The organism is Acinetobacter sp. CY81 (assembly GCF_059515925.1).
On record NZ_JCAKNC010000005.1, the window covers coordinates 194487 to 205710 of the forward strand.

General features: G+C 38.1%; 11 protein-coding genes. 5 read left to right on the plus strand and 6 right to left on the minus strand.

Going from position 1 to position 11224, the window contains the following annotated elements; genetic code table 11:
* The first annotated feature begins 24 nt into the window (after positions 1-24).
* Positions 25-1047, plus strand: a complete 1023-nt coding sequence (gene dusB / locus AC5YDM_RS08575) for a tRNA dihydrouridine synthase DusB (protein ID WP_496151699.1) — start codon at positions 25-27, stop codon at positions 1045-1047.
* Between the two features lie 101 nt (positions 1048-1148).
* Here dusB and AC5YDM_RS08580 read toward each other — a convergent pair whose 3' ends face one another.
* Both AC5YDM_RS08580 and AC5YDM_RS08585 read right to left on the minus strand, forming a co-directional pair.
* On the minus strand, positions 1149-1346 hold the full coding sequence (locus AC5YDM_RS08580) for a hypothetical protein (protein WP_496151700.1): 198 nt from the start codon (positions 1344-1346) through the stop codon (positions 1149-1151).
* 81 nt (positions 1347-1427) lie between these two features.
* Positions 1428-2474, minus strand: a complete 1047-nt coding sequence (locus AC5YDM_RS08585; RefSeq protein ID WP_496151701.1) for an NAD(P)H-dependent flavin oxidoreductase — start codon at positions 2472-2474, stop codon at positions 1428-1430.
* A gap of 316 nt (positions 2475-2790) precedes the next feature.
* Between AC5YDM_RS08585 and AC5YDM_RS08590 the strand changes: the two genes are divergently transcribed.
* The 3 genes from AC5YDM_RS08590 to AC5YDM_RS08600 are packed head-to-tail and all read left to right on the plus strand — an operon-like array spanning position 2791 to position 5058.
* Complete coding sequence (locus tag AC5YDM_RS08590; RefSeq protein WP_496151702.1) at positions 2791-4050, plus strand: putative DNA modification/repair radical SAM protein; 1260 nt, start codon at positions 2791-2793, stop codon at positions 4048-4050.
* Positions 4051-4076: 26 nt separating this feature from the next.
* Positions 4077-4880: a TIGR03915 family putative DNA repair protein gene (locus tag AC5YDM_RS08595; protein WP_496151703.1), complete on the plus strand. Its 804-nt coding sequence runs from the start codon at positions 4077-4079 to the stop codon at positions 4878-4880.
* Positions 4881-4935: 55 nt separating this feature from the next.
* Complete coding sequence (locus AC5YDM_RS08600) at positions 4936-5058, plus strand: YHYH domain-containing protein (protein ID WP_496151704.1); 123 nt, start codon at positions 4936-4938, stop codon at positions 5056-5058.
* Positions 5059-5139: 81 nt separating this feature from the next.
* On the opposite strand, the gene AC5YDM_RS08605 is transcribed toward AC5YDM_RS08600, so the two are convergent.
* Positions 5140-6351: a YeeE/YedE family protein gene (locus AC5YDM_RS08605; protein WP_496151705.1), complete on the minus strand. Its 1212-nt coding sequence runs from the start codon at positions 6349-6351 to the stop codon at positions 5140-5142.
* 511 nt (positions 6352-6862) lie between these two features.
* Here AC5YDM_RS08605 and AC5YDM_RS08610 point away from each other — a divergent pair.
* Positions 6863-8161: a dicarboxylate/amino acid:cation symporter gene (locus AC5YDM_RS08610; protein ID WP_496151706.1), complete on the plus strand. Its 1299-nt coding sequence runs from the start codon at positions 6863-6865 to the stop codon at positions 8159-8161.
* 81 nt (positions 8162-8242) lie between these two features.
* On the opposite strand, the gene AC5YDM_RS08615 is transcribed toward AC5YDM_RS08610, so the two are convergent.
* From AC5YDM_RS08615 to ahpF, 3 genes are all read right to left on the minus strand, one after another.
* Positions 8243-8944, minus strand: a complete 702-nt coding sequence (locus AC5YDM_RS08615) for a VIT1/CCC1 transporter family protein (protein ID WP_496151707.1) — start codon at positions 8942-8944, stop codon at positions 8243-8245.
* Positions 8945-9078: 134 nt separating this feature from the next.
* Positions 9079-9423: a hypothetical protein gene (locus tag AC5YDM_RS08620; RefSeq protein WP_496151708.1), complete on the minus strand. Its 345-nt coding sequence runs from the start codon at positions 9421-9423 to the stop codon at positions 9079-9081.
* Positions 9424-9601: 178 nt separating this feature from the next.
* Complete coding sequence (gene ahpF / locus AC5YDM_RS08625) at positions 9602-11167, minus strand: alkyl hydroperoxide reductase subunit F (protein ID WP_496151528.1); 1566 nt, start codon at positions 11165-11167, stop codon at positions 9602-9604.
* Between the last annotated feature and the right edge of the window lie 57 nt (positions 11168-11224).

Consider the following 11224-nt stretch of genomic DNA (forward strand, 5'->3'; position numbering starts at 1 on the left):
CAGTCAAAAAATGTATGAATATATATGTATATTGGTCCGTATCAACTGTCAAATAATTTAATCGTTGCTCCCATGGCGGGAGTTACTGATCGTCCGTTTAGAACCTTGTGTAAATACTTTGGTGCAGGGCATGCGGTCAGTGAAATGATGACGTCTGATCAGACTTTACGAATGAGTAAAAAAAGTTTGTATCGGGCAAACTTTGATGGTGAACTGGCACCAATTTCAGCACAAATTGCAGGTTCAGAACCTGAAGAGCTTGCACAGGCAGCAAGATACCAAGTATCGAATGGGGCCCAAATTGTTGACATTAATATGGGCTGTCCCGCAAAAAAAGTATGTAGCAAATTGGCAGGTTCTGCATTATTAAAAGATGAAGATTTAGTTGCTCGAATTTTGGATGCTGTGGTTGCTGCGGTAGATGTGCCTGTCACTTTGAAGACGCGATTGGGTTATTTGAATGGTCAAGAAAATATCATGCGTGTGGCGAAGCGTGCTGAAGAAGCTGGAATTGCAGCCTTAGCACTACATGGTCGTACCCGTGAAGATATGTATTTGAATACAGCACGTTATAGTCTGATTAAAGAGGTCAAAAATACGATTTCGATACCTGTTATTGCCAATGGTGATATTGATAGTCCAGAAAAAGCAAAATATGTATTGGACTATACAGGAGCAGATGCGGTCATGATTGGACGTGCTGCTCAAGGACGACCTTGGATTTTCAGAGAAATAGCGCATTATTTGCAGACTGGAGAATATTTAGAAGCACCTTCAATTCAAGAAGTGAAAGATGTACTTTTGGGGCATCTTTCAGAGCTTTATGAATTTTATGGGGAGTATTCAGGTTGTCGAATTGCACGTAAACATATTGCCTGGTATACCCGTGGCTTACATTCGAGTAATGAGTTTCGCCAAAATATGTACAAAGTTGAAAGTACAATTGATCAAGCAAAAGTCGTTGAAGATTATTTTAATCTGTTATTGGATCAAGGGAATAATATGAACGACGTTCAAGTTGAAAAACTAAATTTACTTGAAGTTTAATCAAACTCGAAACCTAATTAAAAGTTAAGTGATTAAAATTGAAAGATTAAATTTAAGCACTAATTGGGGTTTGGTATGCAGCGAAGAGTTTAAATGAATACTCAGCGTTTATCGCTTTGAGTTTCATTTACGTTTTCTAATGTTTTAGGTTCAGTCACTGGAATGGTTTCGTCTAAATTTTGACTTTCGGCTGATGATACTGTGAGCTCAGTCTTTATTGCATTTTCCTTTTCATGATAATGGCTATAAGTATCAATAGATGCCCCGACTAAAACCAAAGCTAATAAAACAATACCCATACAAAAATCACACAAAAAGAAACAATATGAATTTTAGCGTGATTAAGGTTGAATGGGTACTATTTCATTGTAAATTTAGAATTAATCGTACTGATTCATTTCCAAAACCAATTGGTTCATTAAATCTTGCGCTTCGAGTTCTCGAATTTGACTGACATTTGAACCTGCCCAGAATGCACCAAACTCAACATTTTTCGCTTGAGTTGCAGCAGCATTCAGTTGTTTCCCTAGATCATAAGCATAAGGGTAAGGTGCAACCTCTACACGTTCAGGTAGATCTACCAACTTCATCCAGTCATTTAAAATTCCACGTGCAGGACGACCACTAATGCTCGATGTAATTTGTGTGATTGGATTTTCAAACAGGGCTTTGCGATAAGCTGGATTTGCATTGGAGGATTTGCATTGAACAAAAGCCGTTCCAAGTTGGACAGCTGCTGCGCCCAAATTTAAAAGATATTGAGCTTGAAATCCATTCATAATACCGCCAGCAGCAATTACAGGAATTTTACAATTTTCTGTGATTAGGCGGAGTAAGTCAGTTGTTTTGATACCACTGTCGATGTTTTGATTGAAAATGCCGCGGTGACCGCCAGCTTCAATTCCTTGAGCGATAATAAAATCAATACCTGCAGCTTCAATCGCTAAAGCTTCAGCTAAGTTGGTTGCTGAAACCATGGTAATAATTCCAGCTTTTTTTAACGCTTCAATTTGATGTGTTTGGGGGATTCCAAAATGAAAACTGACTGCTTTAGGCTGTGTTTCTAGAACTAAATTTAAAAAATCATCATTATCTGCAAAGCTTGGATAGATACAGTCCAATTTTTGAGGCGGAGTTGCACCATATTTTTGAATGAGTGGCGTTAAATGATCGATCCAAATTTGATTTTGCTCTTTATTGGGATTCACTGATTCATGACAAAAGAAATTGACTTGAAAGGGTTGATCCGTCAATGCCTGAGTTTCCAAAATTTGCTGACGAGCAGATTCAAGACTCGCTGCACCTAAACCAAGAGAACCTAGTCCACCTTGATTGGATACTTCAGCTGCTAACGTAGGTGTGGATACACCTGCCATAGGGGCTAGAAAAATAGGATGTTTAATGCCAAGTGTTTCTAAAACAGACATGATGAAGCTCCTTGTTTTCGTTAAATTTGCCTAAGCTTAGGCAACTTAGCAAATTATTTTCATTATTTTATAAATAAATGCGTCATCGTTATTCGTCTCTAATTTTTTAACATACATAATATCTAAATGATTTAATTCAGCAGTGTTTTGATCTTAGGCGCTTTTGTGCTGATTTAGTGAAAGATTAGATTGCAAATCATCAGTTTTATGAGTCACGATTAAAGCGACAGTAGATGTCGCAGATGTGATGACGAACATTAAAGTAAAACTTAAAACTCTTATAATGGTTTGGTTCTTCCCTATAGAGATGTCCTTAATGTCAGATCGTATCCGTGAAAAACTGAAAATTTTAGCTGATGCTGCAAAGTATGATGTTTCGTGCTCTTCGAGTGGGAGTAAACGTAAAAACAAAGATAAAGGATTGGGGAATACAGGTTCGGGTATTTGCCATAGCTATACTGAGGATGGACGCTGTGTATCACTCCTCAAAATTTTATTTTCAAATGTTTGTATTTTTGATTGTTCTTATTGTGTTTCTCGCCGTTCGAATGATATTCAGCGAGCTGCTTTTACGGTTCAGGAAGTGGTTGATCTGACCATTAATTTTTATCGTCGAAATTATATTGAAGGACTTTTTTTAAGTTCGGGAATTTTTAAATCCGCAGATTTTACGATGGAGCGGATGCTGCAAGTGGTGAAAAAACTCCGTCTTGAGGAAAATTTTAATGGTTATATTCATTTAAAAACTATTCCAGGAGCATCTCAAGAGATTATTCATGAAGCAGGTCTTTATGTAGACCGAATGAGTATTAACTTGGAAATGCCGACAGAAGTCGGACTTGTTAAATTCGCTCCAGAGAAATCACACGCAGAAGTTCAAAAAGATTTAGGCATTGTCCGAGATCGTTTGATTCAATTTAAAGATGAACGGAAATTGATTAAATCTGTGCCTAAATTTGTTCCGGCAGGACAAACCACGCAAATGGTGGTGGGTGCTGATAATGAAACAGATCAAGATGTGATCTTGATGGCAGATCGACACTATAAAGAGTTCAAACTTAAGCGTGTCTATTATTCAGGTTATATTCCGATTAATACTGAGGAAAAAGCATTGCCTGCAGTAGGGACAGCACCACCATTATTACGCGAAAATCGTCTATACCAGTCTGATTGGTTGATGCGTTTTTATGGTTTTGAAGCCAATGAAATTGTCAATAATCAACATCCAAACTTAGATTTAGAGGTTGATCCTAAGCTGAGTTGGGCTTTACGAAATCCTGAACAATTTCCTGTAGATATTAATAAAGCAGACTATCGAATGATCCTACGTGTACCGGGTATTGGTGTACGTTCTGCAAAGAAAATTGTCAGTGCACGCCGTTTTGGGAAAATTCATATAGATCAACTGAAAAGAATGGGTGTTGCTTATAATCGTGCGCAACATTTCATTCGTTGTGCAGATACACCACAGTTCATTAAAGATTTAATGCCTAGCCAAATTCGTCATCAAATATTGCAAGGTGGGCAATCTAAATACACATCGCAACTTTCGCCACAGCTTGGTTTAGCTTTTTAACTTTGAATTAAAAGGGCTGATCACTGATGGCACGTTATGTTTTCGATGGCACGATGACTGGATTACTGTGTTGTGTCTATCGAGCTTTTCAATTTAAAGAATTTGATGTTTTAGTCTTTTCAAATGCACACCATTCTGAAAATGATTCAAGTTTGATTCAATCGGGTTTATTTGAAGAGTTCATTCATATTGAATCGAATGAAGAACATGCTCAACGTGTATGGCAAGGTTTAAAGCAAAAAGTCTCAGAAAATGGCATCCGTAATTTTTATTATTCGTTTTTATCTGAGCAACAGCTTGCTTTTCAGCATCTCTTTAATTTCAGTGTCTATGTGTTTCAGTCGACCAAAGCTGTAGATCGAGACTATGGTCATCGAGATGTTTTAGGGATTGCACAGTGGGCAAAGCAAGTTGGGCGTGAAAAGCATCGAATGGAAGCATTTGTGCGTTTTAAAAAGTGTCAGGATGGATTATTTCTGAGTTTAATACGCCCAGATTTTAATGTTTTACCTTTAATTGAACGCCATTTTAAAAGTCGTTATCAAGATCAACGATGGTTAATTTATGACGAAGCGCGAAATTTTGGAATCTATTATGATCTAAAAAAAGTGCATCAAGTTCATATGAATGCATACACCATTGATACGAATTTACAAATTGGGACGAGTCAAAGTTTTAGTATTGAATTGGATGATGAAGAGGTCTTATATGATCAACTTTGGAAAGATTATTTTAAAAGTGTCAATATTGAAGCACGTAAAAATGCCAAGCTCCATATTCAATATGTACCGAAGCGATATTGGCGATATATGAACGAAAAAACTGTTTAATAACTTGAGTTTGCTTTCATAAAAGATTAGGTTTTAATCTTTTATGGGGGGTATGATGAAAATTTTAGTTTTATTTGCAATGTTGTTTTCAGTGTCATCGACATTCGCACACAGTGGTGGTACGGATAAAAATGGCTGTCACCGTGAATCAGCGACTGGCACACGACATTGCCACTAATGGCTCATCATTTAGCGTAAAAAAGCCTGTATAAACAGGCTTTTTATTGTTTGAGGACAGTAATTTAATCAAATTATTAGATTAACAACCAGTGAGTTTTTCAGGTTGTGGTTTTTCATTTGGAAAGAAAATAGGCCGTAATTTGACACCTACAGTATTCCCAACAAATGCAAAAATTAACCATAGCCAACCATGTAAGCTTCCTGATGCAATACCGCTAAAATAAGCACCAATATTACAACCATATGCCAAGCGAGCGCCGTAGCCGAGTAACAAACCGCCGATCACAGCTGCAATGATTGAGCGTTTAGGAATATTTAAGTTAGGAGCAAATTTACCCGCTAAGCTTGCTGCAAGAAGTGCACCTAGCATGATGCCGAAGTTCATCATTGAGGTAATGTCGAACCATAAAGATTCAGCGAGTGCTTTTGCATTACCCGGTTTTTGCCAATAATCCCAAGCTGCAACATCTATACCGACGAGGCTCACTGCTTTTGCACCCCAAACAGCCAGTGCAGAGGTGACCCCCCAAGGGCGACCTGCCAAAGCTAAAGTGGCAAAGTTCAATAAGGTGAGAATAATACCACCCCAGATCAATGACCAAGGGCCACGGATGAAACGTTTCCAGCCTTGTTCTGAAGCTTGTGGCTCTGTTTCAAGACTGCCATGACGTCTCTTTTCCATCACAACAGTGATTAAGGCAATGACAGCGAATAAAACAAAATTAACAATTAATGCAGGAGCGACACCTAATTGCTCAACCACTGAAATAGGCGCTAAATGGGGTAAATTGAACCACCAATCCAAATGAGAGGTTGCAATGACAGAACCTAGGCAGAAGAAAATTAAGGTAATGATCATACGTGAGCTACCGCCACCCACTGTATAAAGTGTACCTGATGCACAACCACCGCCCAATTGCATGCCAATACCAAAGATAAAAGCCCCAATGGCAACAGACATGGAAACAGGGCTCACATTGCCTTTAACTGGATTACCAAACAATTCTCCTGCACCTAATGCAGGGAAAAATAAGAGTACAGCCAAACCTAGCATGATCATTTGAGCGCGAAGACCACGTCCACGACGTTCTTTGATAAATACACGCCAGCTTGAAGTAAAACCAAATGATGCATGATACAAGGTCATACCCAGTGCACCACCAATCAAAAACAAGAGTGCTTGATTCAAGCCAACGATTTGATAAGCGCCAATCGTCCCGATGATGATTAAAAGGGTTGCAACGCAAATCGATGATTGCGATCGATTCGAGCTAGAAGTGAGAATGGACATAAAAGGAGATAATAAAAAGATAAAGAATCAATTTTAACTCAAATCCATTTTTTAAGGTCCTTGAATCTTCTTGAATTTCTGTAAAATATTCGCTATTAAAAAATGCATTATTACTTATATTTTATAACTATTAATAAATATTTTTTAGGTTCTAATGGGTGTAAGGCGTTATATCCATATTGCTAAAAATTAAAAAAATAATGAGTAATATGAATCTATAGTGAGCATAGGCGAAATTTAAGTCATAGCTAAAAAGACTTAAGCAAAAAATAAGCATAGATTTTTAGTGATATTTATATATTCTTTTTTTACTTGTGGTGACAAATTCGCATGTAAACAGGAAGTTGATATTAGACTAAAGGTTTAGAAATTTGATTTTTATTGCCAATTTTTTTTATTTAGAATTGCCACCTTAAACTCGTACTTATACTTTAAACATATTTGATTATGACACTAATGTTATAAATCGAAGGTTTAATTCATATTATTTGATTTCAAAAAAGGGTCTTCTATGGATATTCAAGTTGATGAGCAATCACAACCACCCAAGAAGCAAAAGTTTTACCAAATTCTTTATGTGCAAGTTATTTTTGCAATTATAGCTGGTGTATTGCTAGGTCATTTCATGCCAGAGTTTGGTGAAAGCCTAAAACCTTTAGGTGATGCTTTCATTAAAATCGTGAAGATGATTATTGCACCTGTTATTTTCTTAACAGTGGCAACGGGCATTGCTGGCATGACCAACATGGGGGCTGTCGGTCGTGTAACTGGTAAGGCAATGATTTACTTCTTAACTTTCTCAACACTTGCACTTGTTGTAGGTATGGTTGTTGCTAACCTTATTCAACCAGGTAAAGGTTTGAATATTGATCCAGCGCAATTGGAAAGTGATAAAGTTGCGACTTATGTTGAGAAAGCTCACGATGCTTCTATCGTAGATTTCTTTATGAATATCATTCCAAAGACTTTAGTGAGTCCTTTGGTGAGTGGCGATATTCTTCAAGTCTTATTTGTTGCGGTATTGGTTGGTCTTTCACTTGCTGCTGTGGGTGAAAAAGGTAAGCCGATTACTGATTTGTTGACTGCATTAACTGCACCAGTTTTCTACTTGGTCGGTATGTTAATGAAGCTTGCTCCAATTGGTGCTTTTGGTGCAATGGCTTATACCATCGGTGCTTTTGGTATTTCAAGTATTGGTAACTTGTTAATGCTCATTGCAACGTTCTACATCACTTCATTACTGTTTGTATTAGTAATTTTGGGTGCTGTTGCTCGTTATAACGGATTCTCAATTGTTGATTTGATTCGTTATATTAAAGATGAGTTATGGTTAGTATTGGGTACGAGTTCTTCTGAAGCCGCGTTACCATCGTTGATGGATAAGATGGAAAAAGCAGGTTGTGAAAAATCTGTTGTCGGTCTTGTGATTCCTACAGGTTATTCATTTAACCTTGATGGTACGAATATCTACATGACGATGGCAGCGCTGTTTATTGCACAAGCTTGTAATATTGATTTGACTATTGGTCAGCAAATTACAATTTTATTGGTGGCGATGGTAAGTTCTAAAGGTGCTGCTGGTGTTACAGGCGCAGGCTTTATTACTTTAGCAGCGACATTGTCGGTTGTTCCAGCACTTCCAGTTGCAGGTATGGCATTGATCCTCGGTATTGACCGCTTTATGTCAGAGTGTCGTGCACTTACAAACTTGGTGGGTAATGCTTGTGCAGCGATCGTTGTTGCTCGTTGGGACGGTGCATTAGACAAAGAACAGCTTGATGCAACTTTGAAAAAACCTGAATCGGTTTAATTTTTCAGTTTTATTGATCATACTTTGATTGTTAAAAAGAGCCTCAATGAAGGCTCTTTTTTATTATTTAATTCATCTGATTTAAATTGGACTGACATTAAATAAAGAGCCAATCCATGTAGAACATAGCATGGCAATGATTCCCCAAAGTGTTACTCGTAAACTGCCTTTAACTATAGATGTCCCTGCAAAATAGCTAGAAATTGCACCAAGTAACATGAGAGAAAGAATACAGACAATGGTAATCACCATTTGTATATTTTGTTCTGAGCTTAGCCAAATTGAAATAAGAGGGAAAAATGCACCCAATGAAAAAGATAGGGCAGATGACACAGCGGCTTGAATTGGCTTTGCAGCGGTAATATCGTTGATACCGATTTCATCTCTTGCATGAGCATCTAAAGCATTGTGTTTTGAAAGTTGAACTGCAACTTGATGTGCAAGTTCAGGCGTTAAACCTCGGTTTATGTAAATATGCGTGAGTTCTTTGAGCTCTAATTCAGCATTGTGTTTAAGTTCATTGGCTTCAAACTTTAAATCTGCTTCTTCAATATCGGATTGAGATTTGACAGAAATGTATTCACCTGCCGCCATCGAAATCGCCCCAGAGATTAGCCCTGCAACACATGTAATAAAGAGAGTATTGGATGAAGCTCCACTGGCAGCCATACCTAAAACAAGACTGGTGACAGAAATAATTCCATCATTCGCACCTAAAACTGAGGCTCTTAACCAGCCTGCACGATGCATATAATGTTGTTCAGCGTGATGCGAATGTGACATAGGTAGATATCATTCATGGATATTGAACATAACATATTCAATTTAGAGAGCATTTAGCAATCTATGATGCAGATTTTAATGTAAAAAATAGCCTCTATGTCAGAGGCTATTTTTAACTCATAATTTAATTAAAATTAGTTTTGAGCTTTTTCTTTTACATTCGCTGCACCTTGTTCAACTGCAGCAGCTGCTTCAGCAGTCGCATTTTTAGTTGCATCTACAGTCGCATCAGCAGCATTATCTACAGCAACAGCCGTATTATGAGCTGCATTTTCAGTTGCAGCAGCTGCGTTATCTACCGCTACAGCAGTATTATCCGCTGCATTTTGAGTCGCATCTTTAATATCTTCACCAGCTTGAGTTGCAGCATTTTCTAAATGTTCGCCAGTTGTAGCACCCGTTTCAGGCGCTTTTTCTTTATTACAACCAACTAAAGCAACAGTAGCAGCAAGACCTAAAGCAACAAGTAATTTATTCATTTTATGTACCTTCAATTAGTATTATTTTGATCCAAAGTTTTGGATGAATTAAATATATACAATTATTGGCGTATAAATGATTTAAAATTGTAAATGAATGAATGCTTTAAACTAAAAAACCGATATATCTCTGAAGATATATCGGTTGGTTTACTTAAGTTTAACTATTGCGTGTATTTTATTGCCCTGAACGGATCATGTAATCAAAAGCAGATAGAGAAGCCTTCGCACCTTCACCTGTAGCAATGATAATTTGCTTATAAGGAACAGTGGTACAGTCACCCGCAGCAAATACACCTTTCACATTGGTTTCGTTGCGATCATTAATCATAATCTCACCACGGTTAGTCAATTCAACATTTGAATCTTTTAAGAAATCCGTGTTTGGTAATAAACCAATCTGAACGAAGATCCCAGCCAACTCAACTGAATGCTCAACATCTGTTGCACGATCTTTGTATTTAAGTGCAGTCACTTGTTTACCATCACCCACAACTTCAGTCGATAACGCATTCTTGATCACTGTGGTATTCGGCAAGCTGTTCAATTTATCTTGAAGAACTTGGTCAGCACGAAGTTTCGTATCAAACTCAACCAAAGTAACATGCTCAACAATACCTGCAAGGTCAATTGCCGCTTCAACACCTGAGTTACCACCGCCAATCACAGCAACACGTTTGCCTTTAAACAATGGACCATCACAGTGCGGACAATAAGCAACACCACGAGTACGGTATTCAGCTTCACCCGGTACATTCATTTCTCTCCAACGTGCACCTGTAGACAGGATCACTGTTTTCGATTCAAGTTTTGCACCATTTTCCAAAGTCACTTCAACATTACCGTAAGTGGTTTGGTCTGCACCGACAATCGATTTAACACGTTGTAGGTTCATGATGTCGACACCATACTCACGTACATGTGCTTCCATTTCAGCAGCAAACTTAGGACCTTGAGTCTTTTGAACTGAGGTAAAGTTCTCAATATCCATGGTATCCATCACTTGACCGCCCATGCGCTCAGCCACGATACCTGTACGAATCCCTTTACGAGCAGCATAGATTGCAGCTGTATTCCCCGCAGGACCACCACCAATCACCAATACATCAAATGCTTCTTTGGCATTGAGCTTCTCAGCATCTTTAGCAGCAGAGTTGGTATCTAACTTGGCAATGATTTCTTCCAAAGTCATACGACCTTGACCAATGTGTTCACCGTCTTGGAATAACATTGGAACAGCCATGATTTTACGTTCTTCAACTTCGTCTTGGAAGAATGCACCATCAATCATCGTTGCAGTTGTGCCTGGGTTATTAATCGCGATCAAGTTTAATGCTTGAACCACGTCAGGACAGTTATGACAGCTTAAAGAAACAAATACGTCAAAGTTTGATTTGATACCTAAGTCTTTAATTTGAGCCAACACTTCATCAGATACTTTAGGTGCATAACCTGATACTTGTAACAATGCCAAGATCAAAGATGTGAACTCATGACCCATCGGTAAACCCGCAAAGTACACACGAGGTTCTTCACCCGCTTTCGCGATACCAAAACTTGGTGCACGGCTGTTTTTACCATCGAAACGTGCAGTCACTAGTGCAGACAACGCTGCCACTTCTTCAACCAATTCTTTAATTTGGTTTGATTTATCTGAACCATTTAAAGTTGCCACGATTTCGATTGGGCTTTCAAGGCGTTCAAGAAGTGTTTTTAATTGAGCTGAAGTATTTTGATCTAACATTGCTAACGTCTCCAAAGGAGTAAATGTTTATTTGATAAGGGAATCATAGCTAAATCT